At 59.0% G+C, this 14337-nt stretch carries 9 protein-coding genes; 2 read left to right on the plus strand and 7 right to left on the minus strand.

Going from position 1 to position 14337, the window contains the following annotated elements; translation table 11 throughout:
- Nucleotides 1-64: 64 nt before the first annotated feature.
- From topA to LOY36_RS18930, 5 genes are all read right to left on the minus strand, one after another.
- A complete protein-coding gene (gene topA, locus LOY36_RS18910; RefSeq protein ID WP_019648305.1) occupies nucleotides 65-2692 on the minus strand; it encodes a type I DNA topoisomerase in 2628 nt (875 codons plus the stop codon).
- A 114-nt stretch (nucleotides 2693-2806) separates the two neighbouring features.
- On the minus strand, nucleotides 2807-3043 hold the full coding sequence (locus LOY36_RS18915) for a DUF1653 domain-containing protein (protein WP_007933188.1): 237 nt from the start codon (nucleotides 3041-3043) through the stop codon (nucleotides 2807-2809).
- A 99-nt stretch (nucleotides 3044-3142) separates the two neighbouring features.
- Nucleotides 3143-4318, minus strand: a complete 1176-nt coding sequence (fadA, locus tag LOY36_RS18920) for an acetyl-CoA C-acyltransferase FadA (RefSeq protein ID WP_007933190.1) — start codon at nucleotides 4316-4318, stop codon at nucleotides 3143-3145.
- Between the two features lie 30 nt (nucleotides 4319-4348).
- Nucleotides 4349-6496: a fatty acid oxidation complex subunit alpha FadB gene (gene fadB, locus LOY36_RS18925; protein ID WP_258670126.1), complete on the minus strand. Its 2148-nt coding sequence runs from the start codon at nucleotides 6494-6496 to the stop codon at nucleotides 4349-4351.
- 513 nt (nucleotides 6497-7009) lie between these two features.
- Nucleotides 7010-7447 (minus strand): hypothetical protein, encoded by a 438-nt coding sequence (locus LOY36_RS18930; RefSeq protein WP_258670129.1) that lies wholly within the window; start codon nucleotides 7445-7447, stop codon nucleotides 7010-7012.
- Between the two features lie 104 nt (nucleotides 7448-7551).
- On the opposite strand from LOY36_RS18930, the gene LOY36_RS18935 reads away from it, so the two are divergent.
- Nucleotides 7552-7989 carry a universal stress protein gene (locus LOY36_RS18935; RefSeq protein WP_007933196.1) on the plus strand — a complete coding sequence of 146 codons (438 nt, stop codon included), beginning with the start codon at nucleotides 7552-7554 and terminating at the stop codon, nucleotides 7987-7989.
- 78 nt (nucleotides 7990-8067) lie between these two features.
- Here the strand turns inward: LOY36_RS18935 and LOY36_RS18940 are convergent, their stop codons facing one another.
- Nucleotides 8068-9990, minus strand: a complete 1923-nt coding sequence (locus LOY36_RS18940; RefSeq protein ID WP_018925314.1) for an ATP-binding cassette domain-containing protein — start codon at nucleotides 9988-9990, stop codon at nucleotides 8068-8070.
- A 213-nt stretch (nucleotides 9991-10203) separates the two neighbouring features.
- On the opposite strand from LOY36_RS18940, the gene LOY36_RS18945 reads away from it, so the two are divergent.
- The gene (locus LOY36_RS18945; RefSeq protein WP_258670131.1) at nucleotides 10204-12132 is read left to right on the plus strand and encodes a transglycosylase SLT domain-containing protein; all 1929 of its coding nucleotides are present in this window, start codon (nucleotides 10204-10206) and stop codon (nucleotides 12130-12132) included.
- A gap of 171 nt (nucleotides 12133-12303) precedes the next feature.
- Here the strand turns inward: LOY36_RS18945 and LOY36_RS18950 are convergent, their stop codons facing one another.
- Complete coding sequence (locus LOY36_RS18950; protein WP_258670134.1) at nucleotides 12304-14100, minus strand: ABC transporter transmembrane domain-containing protein; 1797 nt, start codon at nucleotides 14098-14100, stop codon at nucleotides 12304-12306.
- Between the last annotated feature and the right edge of the window lie 237 nt (nucleotides 14101-14337).

Below are 14337 nucleotides of genomic sequence, written 5' to 3' on the forward strand. Positions count from 1 at the left end.
CCAAAACAAAAAGGCCGCATGAAAACCCGAGGGTTGTCATGCGGCCTTTTATGTACAGCGGCTTTTAAGCCTTGGCTGCTGGACGCTTGTCTTCAACCGTCCACTTGCCGCCATCGTAATACGCTTTCCAACCAGTCGGCTTACCGTCGACTTCTGTCTGCACGTATTGCTCTTTGGTCTTGCGGCTATAACGGATCACTGCTGGCAGACCGTCAGGATCTTTCTTCGGCGCTTCGCAGAGGAAGTGGTACTTCGGATCGATCTCATCCTTGTGCGGCACGATCTCGACGACCAATGGCGCACGGGTCTCGCGGTTTTTCGGGAACTGGCTGGCCGCCAGGAACAGGCCGGAAGCACCGTCACGCAGGATGTAGGTGTCGTTGACCTTTTCGCATTTGAGCTCAGGCATCTTCACCGGATCCATCTTCGGCGGCGCCGCATCACCGCTCTTCAGCAGCTTGCGGGTGTTCTTGCAGGTTGCGTTGGTGCAACCGAAGAATTTGCCGAAACGGCCGGTCTTGAGCTGCATCTCGCTGCCGCACTTGTCGCATTCCAGGCTCGGACCTTCGTAGCCCTTGATGCGGTAAGTGCCCTCTTCGATCTCGTAGCCTGCGCAATCCGGGTTATTACCGCAGATGTGCAGCTTGCGCTTCTCGTCGAGCAGGTAAGCGTCCATCGCCGTGCTGCAGATCGGGCAACGGTGCTTGCCGCGCAGAACCAGCGACTCCGACTCGCCCTCGTCGTCCGCAGCGATTTCGTCGCCCGGCACTAGGTTGACGGTGGCCTTGCAGCGCTCTTTCGGCGGCAGGCTGTAACCCGAGCAACCGAGGAACACGCCGGTCGATGCAGTACGAATCTGCATCGGACGACCGCACACCACACAAGGAATATCAGTCATTACCGGCTGGTTGGCGCGCATACCGCCTTCGGCGCTTTCGGCCACTTCGAGCTTCTTCTTGAAGTCGCCATAGAACTCGTCGAGCACGTTTTTCCAGTCGCGCTCGCCCTGGGCCACGTCATCGAGATTCTCTTCCATGCCGGCGGTGAAGCCGTAGTCCATGAGATTGGAGAAGCTCTCGGCCAGACGCTCGGTGACGATGTCGCCCATCTTTTCCGAATAGAAACGACGGTTGTGCAGCGCCACGTAGCCGCGGTCCTGGATGGTCGAAATGATCGCCGCGTAGGTCGAAGGACGACCGATGCCGCGTTTTTCCATTTCCTTTACCAGGCTCGCTTCCGAGTAACGCGCCGGCGGCTTGGTGAAGTGCTGGGTCGGATCAAGCTTGATCAGCTTCATCGCATCGCCCTGAGCCATGTCCGGCAGCACGTCGTCATCGCCAGGCTTGGTGATTTGCGGCATGACGCGGGTGTAACCGTCGAACTTCAGGATGCGGCCCTTGGCCCGCAACTCGAAGTCACCGGCACCGACGGTGACCGTGGTCGACAGGTATTGGGCCGGCAGCATCTGGCAGGCGAGGAACTGGCGCCAGATCAGCTCGTAAAGCCGCTCGGCATCACGCTCCATGCCCGACAGCTTGCTTGGCTCGGTATTGGCGTCGGACGGACGAATCGCCTCGTGAGCCTCTTGTGCGCCTTCCTTGCTGCTGTAGACGTTCGGGGTTTCCGGCAGGTACTTCTTGCCGAATTCGCCTTCAATATAAGTACGCGCCATCGTCACGGCATCGGCCGAGAGGTTGGTGGAGTCGGTACGCATATAAGTGATGTAGCCGGCTTCGTACAGACGCTGGGCCATCATCATGGTTTTCTTCACACCGAAGCCCAGGCGGTTGCTCGCGGCCTGCTGCAGGGTGGAGGTGATGAACGGTGCCGACGGCTTGCTGCTGGTCGGTTTGTCTTCGCGCTTGACGATGCTGTAGCTGGAAGCCTTGAGCTTCTCCAGCGCGGCCATGGCCTGGGCTTCGTTGAGCGGCTTGAAGGCTTCGCCTTTCTCGCGAGCCACGTCGAAGCGCACAGTCGCGCCCTTGGCGGTGCCGAGGTCAGCGTGAACTTCCCAGTACTCTTCCGGGTTGAACGCGCGGATTTCACGCTCACGCTCAACCACCAGCTTCACGGCAACCGATTGCACGCGACCGGCGGACAGGCCACGGGCGACCTTGGCCCACAGCAGCGGCGAAACCATGTAACCCACCACGCGGTCGAGGAAGCGACGCGCCTGCTGGGCGTTTACGCGATCGATGTCCAGCTCGCCCGGTTGGGAGAAAGCTTCCTGGATCGCTTTTTTGGTGATTTCGTTGAACACCACGCGCTTGTAGCGGCTGTCGTCACCACCGATGGCTTCGCGCAGGTGCCAGGCAATGGCTTCCCCCTCGCGATCCAAGTCGGTTGCGAGATAGATGGTGTCAGCATCTTTGGCGAGCCGGCGCAGCTCTTCGATAACCTTTTCCTTGCCCGGGAGGATCTCGTACTTGGCTTTCCAGCCATGATCGGGATCGACACCCATGCGCGAGACCAGCTGCTTGCGCGCTTTCTCTTTCGGCGTGAGCACCGGACCTTCGCCTGCGGCGGCCTTGCCACGCTTGGCGGCAGGCTCTTTGCTGGCGCTAGCCGAACCGCTGGTGGGCAGGTCTCGGATATGGCCGATACTCGACTTCACCACGTATTGGTTACCCAGATACTTGTTGATGGTCTTGGCCTTAGCCGGGGATTCCACAATGACCAGCGATTTGCCCATGGATCAGAAAATTCCTGAATTCTAGAAGTGAAAGGCGGTTGGCGCCTGACGCGGCACCGCTATATATAGTGGCTACAAGGTGAGGTCAAGCGCAGGGTTCTGCGCGCACTCCCCTTATGGCTGCGGAAAAATGCTCGGTTCGGCTTGCACCAAAGCAAAGCGTGGCACCTGTTCGCCGTCAACCTCGACCGACTCCAGGAACATGCTCAAGGGGCGCACCCAAAAGCCGTAATCGCCATACAGGGCTTGGTAGAAGACCACTTCTTCTTCGGTCTCCGAATGCCGCGCAACACTGAATACGCGGTACTGCGGACCTTTGTAATGTTGGTAGAGCCCAGGTTGTATCGGCATGCTTTGGCCCTCACTCAAATTTTTTCAAAATAAAAACAAAAATAAATCCGGAAAAACAAAAACCGGGGCACTTGGCCCCGGCTTCCATCGACGAAACGCTTAAACGCGTTCGAAGACGGTGGAGATACCTTGGCCGAGACCAATGCACATGGTGGCCACCCCGAAGGTGCCGCCATTCTGCTTCATCACGTTCAGCAAGGTGCCCGAAATACGTGCACCGGAGCAACCGAACGGGTGACCCAGGGCGATCGCGCCGCCGTGCAGGTTAACCTTCTCGTTCATCTTGTCGAGCACTTTCAAATCTTTCAGCACTGGCAGGGCCTGTGCAGCGAAAGCTTCGTTGAGCTCGAAGAAGTCGATATCGTTGATGCCAAGGCCCGCGCGCTTCAATGCTTTCTGCGTTGCCGGTACTGGACCATAGCCCATGATCGCCGGGTCCACACCTGCCACTGCCATCGAGCGAATCACCGCCAGCGGCTGGATGCCCAGGTCCTGGGCACGCTGTGCCGACATCACGATCATGCACGAAGCACCATCGGTGATCTGCGACGAAGTACCAGCGGTCACGGTGCCGCCCTTCGGATTAAACGCTGGTTTCAGAGCCGCCAGGCTTTCCAGGGTGGTTTCCGGACGAATGGTTTCGTCGTAGTCGAACAGTTTCAGGAAACCGTTCTCGTCGTAGCCCTGCATCGGGATGATTTCGTCCTTGAACTTGCCTTCCACGGTCGCCTTGTGGGCGAGTTGGTGGGAGCGCACGCCAAAGGCGTCCTGCTGTTCGCGAGTAATGCCGTGCATTTTACCGAGCATTTCTGCAGTCAGGCCCATCATGCCCGAGGCTTTCGCCGCGTACAGGGACATGTGCGGGTTCGGATCGACACCGTGCATCATGCTCACATGACCCATATGCTCGACGCCGCCAACGACGAACACGTCACCGTTGCCGGTCATGATTGCTTGTGCGGCAGTGTGCAGCGCACTCATCGAGGAGCCACACAGACGGCTGACGGTCTGGCCGGCCGAGGTGTGCGGGATCTGAGTCATCAGGGACGCCATGCGGGCGATGTTCCAGCCCTGCTCCAGGGTCTGGTTCACGCAGCCCCAGATCACGTCTTCGACTTCGCTCGGGTCGACCTTGACGTTGCGTTCCAGCAATTTGCTGATCAGGTGTGCCGACATGTCTTCGGCGCGGGTGTTGCGGTGCATGCCGCCCTTGGAGCGGCCCATCGGCGTACGACCGAAGTCGACAATCACGACGTCTCTAGGATTCAAGCTCATATACTTTCACTCTCGCTCTAGTGTGGGCGCTTAACCGAAGAAGCTCTGACCGTTCTTGGCCATTGCACGCAGCTTCGCGGTCGGGTGGTACAGCGCGCCCAAATCAGCGTACTGGTCAGCCAGGGCAACGAACTCTGCAACACCGATCGAATCGATGTAGCGCAGCGCACCGCCACGGAATGGAGGGAAACCAATACCGTAGACCAGACCCATGTCGGCTTCGGCGGCGGTTTCGACGATGCCGTCTTCCAGGCAGCGCACGGTTTCCAGGCACAGCGGGATCATCATCCAGTTGATGATGTCTTCGTCAGTGACTTCAAGCTGTTGGAAAACGATCGGCTTGAGCACTTCCAGCACCGACGGATCGGCGACTTTCTTCTGCTTGCCGCGCTTGTCGGTCTCGTAGGCGTAGAAGCCCTTGCCATTTTTCTGGCCCAGGCGCTTGGCTTCATAGAGCACGTCGACGGCCGAACGGCGATCGTCCTTCATGCGATCCGGGAAGCCTTCAGCCATGACGTCACGACCGTGGTGGCCGGTGTCGATGCCGACCACGTCCATCAGGTATGCCGGGCCCATTGGCCAGCCGAATTTTTCCATGACCTTGTCGATACGGACGAAGTCCACGCCGGCGCTGACCAGCTTGGCGAAACCGCCGAAGTACGGGAACAGCACGCGGTTGACCAGGAAGCCCGGGCAGTCGTTGACGACGATCGGGTTCTTGCCCATTTTCTTGGCGTAGGCAACGGTGGTGGCAACGGCCACTTCGCTGGACTTCTCGCCACGGATCACTTCAACCAGCGGCATCATGTGCACCGGGTTGAAGAAGTGCATGCCGACGAAGTTTTCCGGACGCTTGAGGGCTTTGGCCAGCAAGGTGATGGAAATAGTCGAGGTGTTGGACGCGAGGATGGTGTCCTCTTTGACCTTGTCTTCGACTTCGGCCAGAACGGCTTGCTTGACCTTCGGGTTCTCGACCACGGCTTCGACGACCAGATCGACGTGACCGAAATCGCCGTAGGACAGGGTCGGACGAATACCGTTGAGCACTTCGGCCATCTTCGCCGGGGTCATGCGACCTTTATCAACGCGACCAACCAGCAGCTTGGCGGCTTCAGCCAGACCTTGCTCGATACCATGCTCGTTGATGTCCTTCATCAGGATCGGCGTGCCTTTGGAGGCCGACTGATAAGCGATACCGCCACCCATGATGCCGGCGCCCAATACGGCGGCCTGCTTCACTTCCTTAGCGATTTCGTCGTAGGCCTTGGCCTTTTTCTTAAGCTCCTGATCGTTCAGGAACAGACCGATCAAGCTCTGCGCGGCAGAGGTCTTGGCCAGTTTGACGAAACCGGCGGCTTCAACTTCCAGGGCCTTGTCGCGACCGAAGTTCGCGGCTTTCTGGATGGTCTTGATCGCTTCGACCGGCGCCGGGTAGTTCGGGCCCGCCTGGCCGGCCACGAAACCTTTGGCGGTTTCGAACGACATCATTTGTTCGATGGCGTTGAGCTTGAGCTTTTCGAGCTTCGGCTGACGCTTGGCTTTGTAGTCAAACGTGCCGGAGATGGCGCCCTTGATCAGGTTCAGCGCCGCTTCGTGCAACTTCTGCGAGTCGACCACCGCGTCGACGGCACCGACTTTCAGTGCGTCTTCAGCGCGGTTTTCCTTACCGGCGGCAATCCACTCGATGGCGTTGTCGGCACCGATGATGCGCGGCAGGCGCACGGTACCGCCGAAGCCTGGGTAGATGCCCAGCTTGACTTCCGGCAGACCGATTTTGGCGGTGCTGGCCATGACGCGGAAATCCGCTGCCAGGCACATTTCCAGACCGCCACCCAGTGCGATGCCATTGATCGCGGCAACAGTCGGGACGTTGAGGTCTTCGAAATCGCTGAAAATCTTGTTGGCTTCGAGGTTGCCAGCAACAAGCTCGGCATCCGGCAGCTTGAAGTTGTCGACGAATTCGGTGATGTCGGCGCCGACGATGAATACGTCCTTGCCACTGCTGACGATCACACCCTTGATCGAAGCATCTGCCTTGATGGTGTCTACAGCCTGACGCAGTTCGTTCAGGGTAAGACGGTTGAACTTGTTGACGGACTCACCCTTGAGGTCGAACTTCAGTTCGACGATGCCACTTTCAAGAGCCTTAACCGTGATGGCTTTACCTTCGTAAATCATCAACTGATCTCCACGATATGGAAGCTGAACAGTACACGTCGGACGCAGGCGGCTGGCTCGGCAGGGACGTTTATCGTCAATGCTAACGCCAACTCACCCGGCACACCCGCCAACGCGATAGTCGGGATTCTGTAGGAGCAGTCTGTAATACAAACGCTCAATTCATACGCCCGTTTGATTTGGGTGTGTCACCTTCACGGAATTTCCGGCAATTGTCAATCGCCCAAAATACTGGTTGAAACGCGACTTTCCGGTCACTTCCGTACCACGAAGCCCTGCAACACGCGGATGCATGTGAGGCCATTCATAGAATCAATAGTTAGAAAAGTCGCCCTAATTCGCGGCAACCTGTGTTTAACAGGCTACGCTGGCGGGACCCTGAAGAAAAAATTGAACGCTTTTGACGAATGCCAAGCGTAAGATCTGTGCCACAAAGAATTACCGGCCTGCCTGGCCAACCCCAGCCCGATGATGATGTCGGGCTTTTTATTGCCTTCCGCAGCAGATCGGGGTTCAGGCGAGTGCCTTGAGCGTAGCGTCGATCTGTTGCAGAACCTCGGCTTCGCCCTTCTCGCCCCAATACAGGGCAATCATTTGCTTGTCTGCCTCGACCTTGTAGACGTTGGCAGGCAATTTTTCGAAATGATTCAGCAGCACTCCATCCTCGCAGACTTCCTGCCACTGATTGACCCACACACCCGGCGTCTTCTGCCAATAGCTCCAGCACGCCGGCTGAGTGCCACGGCGCGGTCGGTGGTACTGGGCGCAAGGGCTTGGCGGCTCCTGGCTCAGCCAGTGCGGCCACTCTTGGGGCGCCAATTGCATGGCAAGGCCGATGCGCCGCGCCTCCATGCGCAGGGCCATGCGACCGCTCTGGACACGAGACGGTCGCAACCAGGCCAGCGGGCTCAGCACCACCAGCAGGATTGACACCACTATCCAGACCGTCATATCTGTACTCCCGATTCTTGATGAGCCCATTGGGTCACGTTGAAACCAATGCGCTTGAAACCAGCCATACTTACCAATATTGCAATCCTCAGGAGGAGCACCTCATGCCCTACCACCATATTCTGGTCGCTGTAGATCTAACCGAAGAGTGCGATCCTGTAATCCACCGCGCCCGCGAACTTTCGGTGAGCAATGGCGCAAAGCTGTCCCTGGTGCATATCGTCGAGCCGATGGCCATGGCCTTTGGCGGCGACGTGCCGATGGACCTTTCCCAGTTGCAACAGCAACAGTTCGATCAGGCCAAGGAGCGCCTTGAGCGGTTGATCCTGAAATACCCGGAGCTCTCCAAGGAATACAGCCACCTGACCTACGGCCAGCCGCGACAGGAGATTCACCATCTCGCCAAGGAGCAAACGTGCGACCTGATCGTGGTGGGCAGTCATGGCCGGCATGGCCTGGCACTGTTGCTCGGCTCCACTGCCAATGACGTGCTGCACGGCGCGCCTTGCGATGTACTTGCCGTGCGCCTGCAAAAAAGCTGACAACAAGCAACAATTAAACCGTTACGAAAAGCCCGGCATTCACACGAGTGAAGCCGGGCTTTTTTATAGCCGGATCAATCAGGCATCCAGTTCGGCCCAGCGCTCGACCATCACGTCGAGTTCAGCCTGCAACTGCTCAAGCTGAGCGATCACTGCAGCCGTCTCGGCAGGAGGACGCTGGTAGAAGCCGGCGTCCGCCATCTGCGCTTCAACCACCGCGATCTGCTGCTCCATGGCTTCGATCTGGCCAGGCAAGGCTTCCAGCTCACGCTGCAACTTGTAGCTGAGTTTCTTTTTCGCCACCGGCGCTGGCGTTTCCACTGCAGCAACCGGCGCAGGTTCGGCCGTCACGACAGCCGAGTTCAGGTCGGCCTTGCCGGACTTGCTCTCGGTCACGCCCAGCAGGCGCGGCGAGCCGCCCTGACGCAGCCAGTCCTGATAACCACCGACGTACTCGCGAACCTTGCCTTCACCTTCGAAGACCAGGGTGCTGGTGACCACGTTGTCGAGGAATGCCCGGTCGTGGCTGACCATCAGCACAGTGCCGTTGAAGGTCAGCAAGACCTCTTCCAGCAGTTCGAGGGTTTCCACGTCGAGGTCGTTGGTCGGTTCGTCGAGCACCAGCAGGTTCGCCGGCTTGCTGAACAGTTTCGCCAGCAGCAGACGCGCTCGCTCACCACCGGACAGCGCCTTGACCGGCGTGCGGGCACGCTGCGGGCTGAACAGGAAGTCGCCAAGGTAGCTCAGCACGTGACGGCTCTGGCCATCGATATCGATGAAGTCGCGACCTTCAGCGACGTTGTCAATCACGGTCTTTTCCAGATCCAACTGATGGCGCAACTGGTCGAAATAGGCCACGTCGATGCGCGTCCCCTCTTCCACTGTGCCGCTGGTCGGTTGCAGACCGTTGAGCATCAGCTTCAACAGCGTGGTCTTGCCGGTACCGTTGGCGCCGAGCAGACCGATGCGGTCGCCGCGCTGCAGGACCATCGAGAAATCCTTGATCAGGAACGGGCCGCCCGGGTGCGCGAAGCTCACGTTCTCGAGCACCATCACCTGCTTGCCGGACTTGTCGGCGGTATCGAGCTGAATGTTGGCCTTGCCGGTACGCTCACGACGCTCGCTACGCTCGACGCGCAGGGCTTTCAGTGCACGGACACGGCCTTCGTTACGGGTGCGACGCGCCTTGATGCCCTGGCGGATCCAGACTTCTTCCTGGGCCAGTTTTTTGTCGAACAGCGCGTTGGCGGTTTCTTCAGCGGCCAGCGTGGCCTCTTTGTGCACGAGGAAGCTGGCGTAATCGCCGTTCCAGTCGATCAAGCCACCGCGATCCAGTTCCAGGATACGGGTTGCAAGGTTCTGCAGGAATGAACGGTCGTGCGTGATGAACAGCACGGCGCCCTGGAAATCCTTCAGCGCTTCTTCAAGCCAGGCAATGGCACCGATATCCAGGTGGTTGGTCGGTTCGTCGAGCAGCAGCAGGTCCGGTTCGGAAACCAGCGCCTGAGCCAGCAGGACGCGACGACGCCAGCCGCCGGACAATTCGGCGAGGGTCTTGTCGGCAGGCAACTGCAGACGGCTCAAGGTGCTGTCGACCAGTTGCTGCAAGCGCCAGCCATCGCGGGCTTCGAGGTCGTGCTGGACGTGCATCAGCTTGTCCAGATCGGCGTCGGTGACGATGTTCTGGCTCAGGTGATGATATTCGGCAAGCAACGCGCCAACGCCGTCGAGGCCTTCGGCAACCACGTCGAACACAGTCCGCTCGTCGGCTACCGGCAATTCTTGCGGCAATTCGCCAATCTTGAGGCCGGGCGCGCGCCAAACGGAGCCATCGTCAGGCTTCTGGTCGCCCTTGACGAGCTTCATCATGCTGGACTTGCCAGTGCCGTTGCGGCCGATGATGCACACCCGCTCACCACGGGCGATCTGCCAGGACACCTTGTCCAACAACGGCATAGCGCCGAAAGCAAGGGACACATCGCTGAATTTGAGCAGGGTCATGAGCTTCTCCAAAAACCGGGCGCGCATTCTACCTGACTTGAGGCTACAGAAGGCCGGCAATTTCAATGTCGAAGCACTCTGCACAACAATTGTTGCGAACTTGTGCCGACAGCTCGGCAAAGCTTTCGCCCGTTGCTGGCAAAAGGCTAAGCTACAGACAATTCAGTGCCGCTCCTGCTGGCACTTGTCATGATTTCTCTGCCCGGACGTCTCATGCGCAGTCGCCTTTTCAGTCTTTTTTCGTGTTTGCTTCTTACAGCCGCTGCCGTTCAATCCGCCCAGGCGGTAGACCTGTCTACCCAACGCCAGTATTACGACGAAGCCAAGCGTGCCTTGGCCAAGGGCGATTCCGGCCCTTATTTCCGTTATAGCCAGGCGCTCAGCGATTATCCGCTGACCCCCTACCTGGCTTATGACGAACTGACCGCGCGGCTGAAAACCGCGAGCAATGCCGAAATCGAGAACTTCCTCGCCGAACACGGTGACCTGCCGCAAGCCAACTGGATGAAATTGCGCTGGCTGCGCTGGCTGGCCGAACGCGGCGATTGGGCGACCTTCGTCAAATATTATGACCCCAAGCTCAATTTCACCGAACTGGACTGCCTGAACGCGCAGTATCTGATCAGCCATAACCGTAAGGCCGAAGGCTACGCCAGCGCCGACAAGCTCTGGTTGAGCGGCAAAACCCGGCCCGAGGCATGCGATGCAGCGTTCGGCATGTGGGCCGCCGATGGTCAACTGACTGAACAGAAACGCTGGGAACGCACCAAGCTCGCCGCCCAGGCCAGCAACTACCCGCTGGCCAACAGCCTGATCAATGGCCTGACGACCCTCGCCCCGCGCGGTCGCCTGCTGGTGGATGTGGCGCAGAAACCCGAACTGCTGAATCAGCCGTCGCGCTTTATCCCGGCCGATGAGCCGATGTCCGATATCGTCAGCCTTGGCCTGCGCCGCCTGGCCCGTCAGGATCCGGACAGGGCTATGGCCCTGCTCGACGGTTACGCCAGCACCATGCACTTCTCCCGTGATGAAAAAGTCGCGATCGCCCGGGAAATCGGGCTGACCCTCGCTCGACGTTTCGACAGCCGCGCGCTGGACGTGATGACCAAATACGACCCGGAACTGCGGGACAACACCGTTTCCGAATGGCGCTTGCGCCTGCTGTTGCGTCTGGCCCGCTGGGACGATGCCTATCAGTTGACTCGCCGCCTGCCTCAGGACCTGGCCACCACCAACCGCTGGCGTTACTGGCAGGCTCGCACCCTGGAACTGGCGCAGCCACAGAATCCGCAAGCACAAACGCTTTACAAGGGCTTGGCTCGCGAACGCGACTTCTACGGTTTCCTGGCAGCCGATCGCTCGCAGTCTCCCTATTCGCTGATCAACAAACCGCTGGTGCTCAGCCAGGCGCTGATCAACAAGGTGCGCAATACCCCAGGTGTGCGCCGCGCGCTGGAGTTCCATGCCCGCGGGCAGATCGTCGATGGCCGACGCGAGTGGTACCACGTCAGCCAGCATTTCAGTCGTGACGAAATGGTCGCCCAGGCGAAACTGGCCTATGACCTGAAATGGTATTTCCCGGCAATCCGCACCATCAGTAAGGCGCAGTACTGGGACGACCTGGACATCCGCTTCCCGATGGCTCACCGCGATACCCTGGTGCGTGAAGCCAAGGTCCGTGGCCTGCACTCGAGCTGGGTGTTCGCGATCACTCGTCAGGAAAGCGCCTTCATGGACGACGCCCGCTCCGGCGTCGGCGCCAGCGGCCTGATGCAACTGATGCCCGGCACCGCCAAGGAAACCGCGCGCAAGTTCAGCATTCCCCTGGCCTCGCCGCAGCAAGTGCTCGATCCGGACAAGAATATCCAACTCGGCGCCGCTTATCTGAGCCAGGTCCATAGCCAGTTCAACGGCAACCGCGTGCTCGCCTCCGCTGCCTACAACGCCGGCCCCGGCCGCGTGCGTCAATGGCTGCGCGGCGCCGACCACCTGAGCTTCGATGTGTGGGTGGAAAGCATCCCGTTCGACGAAACCCGCCAGTACGTGCAGAACGTGCTGTCGTATTCGGTGATCTACGGCCAGAAGCTCAATTCACCGCAGCCGCTGGTGGATTGGCATGAACGTTACTTTGACGATCAATAAAATGCCGATTACGTAAGAGCTGCGTAGGAGCTACGTAGGAGCTGGTAGGAGCTGTCGAGTGAAACGAGGCTGCGATCCTTTGATCTTGCTTTAAAAAAAATGCCCACATCAATCGATGCGGGCATTTTTTGTTGTGGTCTCAAAGCAAGATCAAAAGATCGCAGCCTCGTTTCACTCGGCAGCTCCTACGATTGAAGTTTCAACCTTGCCATCGTTGAACTGCAACGCAGCCAATCGCGCATACAACGCATTGCTCGCAATCAACTCCTGATGCGTCCCCACCGCCACCAGTTTCCCTTGGTCCATCACCGCGATTCGGTCAGCGTTTTTCACTGTCGCCAGTCGATGGGCGATGACCAGTGTGGTGCGGTTTTTCATCAGGCTGGGCAGGGCTTGCTGGATCAGATGCTCGCTCTGGGCGTCGAGGGCGCTGGTGGCTTCGTCGAGCAGCAGGATCGGCGCGTCCACCAACAGTGCCCGGGCGATGGCCAAGCGCTGGCGTTGACCGCCGGACAAACCGAGACCCGCGTCGCCGAGGTGGGTCTGGTAGCCGTTGGGCATTTGCTCGATGAAGTCGTGGGCGTAGGCAATTTTCGCGGCTTCCTGGACCTGGGCCAAAGTCGCCGTCGGGTGGCCGTAGCGAATGTTCTCTTCGATGCTGCCGAAGAACAGCGCCGGGGTTTGCGAGACGAGGGCGAAGCAGCGACGCAGGTCCAGAGGGTCGAGTTGGGTCAGCGGCACACCGTCCAGCAGGATGCGTCCTTCAGCGGGGTCGTAAAAGCGCAGCAGCAGGTCATACACCGTCGATTTGCCGGCACCTGACGGCCCGACCAGGGCGAGGGTTTCGCCGGCGTTGATCGTCAGACTCAAACCATCGACGGCATAGCTCTCAGGACGCGACGGGTAGGAAAAGCGCACATCTTGCAGCACCAGATCGCCCTTCACCCGTTCAGGCAAGGTCACCAGCCCATGGGTCGGTGGCTGGATGATGTTTTCCGAACGCAACAGCTCGGCAATCCGTTCCGCCGCTCCTGCTGCTCGCTGCAGTTCGCCGATCACTTCACTCAGTGTGCCGAAGGCGCCACCGACGATCAGGCTGTAAAAGACGAACGCTGCCAACTCACCCGCGGAAATCCGCCCGGCGATGACGTCCATGCCGCCGACCCAGAGCATCACCCCGACCGCGCCCAACACCAGCAGGATCACCAGGGTAATCAACCAGGCCCGCTGGAAAATGCGTTTGCGGGCAGTATTGAAAGCCTCTTCCACGGTCGCGGCAAAACGCTGCTCGTCCTGCACCTGATGGTTGTAGGCCTGCACGGTTTTGATCTGACTCAGGGTTTCGGAAACATAACTGCCAATGTCGGCAATCCGGTCCTGGCTCTGTCGCGACAGGGTGCGCACCCGGCGGCCAAAAATCAGGATCGGTGCGACCACCAGCGGCAATGCGATCACCACGATGCTGGTGAGTTTGGGGTTGGTGATAAACAGCAAGACAATCCCGCCGATTACCATCAGCCCGTTGCGCAGGAACAGCGACAGCGAAGAACCGATCACCGATTGCAGCAGCGTGGTGTCGGCAGTCAGTCGTGACTGGATCTCGGAGCTGCGGTTGTCTTCATAAAAACCCGGATGCAGATAGACCAGGTGGTTGAACACCCGACGACGGATGTCCGCGACAACGCGCTCGCCGATCCACGACACCAGGTAAAAGCGCACAAAGGTGCCGATCGCCAGACCGATCACCAGCAACATGAACAGGCCGATGGATTGATTGAGCAAATGCGTCGACTGGGTCATGAAGCCCTGATCCACCAACAGGCGAATCCCCTGCCCCATGGACAAGGTGATGCCGGCAGTGACAATCAACGCCAGCAAGGCGCCGAAGGCCGGCCAACGGTAAGGCGAGATGAAACGGCTGGCCAGGCGAATGGCGCGGCGGTGACGGGCAGAGAGCATGAAGATCATCCGAAGGCTTAACCCATTGCTTTGACCCGATCAAGCCTACACTGCTCAATCGGATTGAACGCTGTAAATCACAATGAGTCGGGTTAATTATGACCGCCTAGACTAGTAGCTAGAGATTATTGGTCTAAAGTCCGGGTGGAAACATCAGGGTATTTCTGATGGACTGAAGATGCCGACCTGAAAGATCGCAGGGAATTGTCACAGCCCGGTCACCTGGCGGTTTTACAGTAAGCGCAC

It is taken from the genome of Pseudomonas sp. B21-019, from assembly GCF_024749225.1.
Classification (GTDB): domain Bacteria; phylum Pseudomonadota; class Gammaproteobacteria; order Pseudomonadales; family Pseudomonadaceae; genus Aquipseudomonas.

Excerpts from the sequence above, each read along its gene's own strand:
- LOY36_RS18950 (WP_258670134.1), bottom strand. The coding sequence starts at position 14,100 with ATGATCTTCATGCTCTCTGCCCGTCACCGCCGCGCCATTCGCCTGGCC.
- LOY36_RS18940 (WP_018925314.1), bottom strand. The coding sequence starts at position 9,990 with ATGACCCTGCTCAAATTCAGCGATGTGTCCCTTGCTTTCGGCGCTATG.
- LOY36_RS18935 (WP_007933196.1), top strand. The coding sequence starts at position 7,552 with ATGCCCTACCACCATATTCTGGTCGCTGTAGATCTAACCGAAGAGTGC.
- fadB (WP_258670126.1), bottom strand. The coding sequence starts at position 6,496 with ATGATTTACGAAGGTAAAGCCATCACGGTTAAGGCTCTTGAAAGTGGC.
- LOY36_RS18945 (WP_258670131.1), top strand. The coding sequence starts at position 10,204 with ATGCGCAGTCGCCTTTTCAGTCTTTTTTCGTGTTTGCTTCTTACAGCC.
- fadA (WP_007933190.1), bottom strand. The coding sequence starts at position 4,318 with ATGAGCTTGAATCCTAGAGACGTCGTGATTGTCGACTTCGGTCGTACG.
- LOY36_RS18915 (WP_007933188.1), bottom strand. The coding sequence starts at position 3,043 with ATGCCGATACAACCTGGGCTCTACCAACATTACAAAGGTCCGCAGTAC.
- LOY36_RS18930 (WP_258670129.1), bottom strand. The coding sequence starts at position 7,447 with ATGACGGTCTGGATAGTGGTGTCAATCCTGCTGGTGGTGCTGAGCCCG.
- topA (WP_019648305.1), bottom strand. The coding sequence starts at position 2,692 with ATGGGCAAATCGCTGGTCATTGTGGAATCCCCGGCTAAGGCCAAGACC.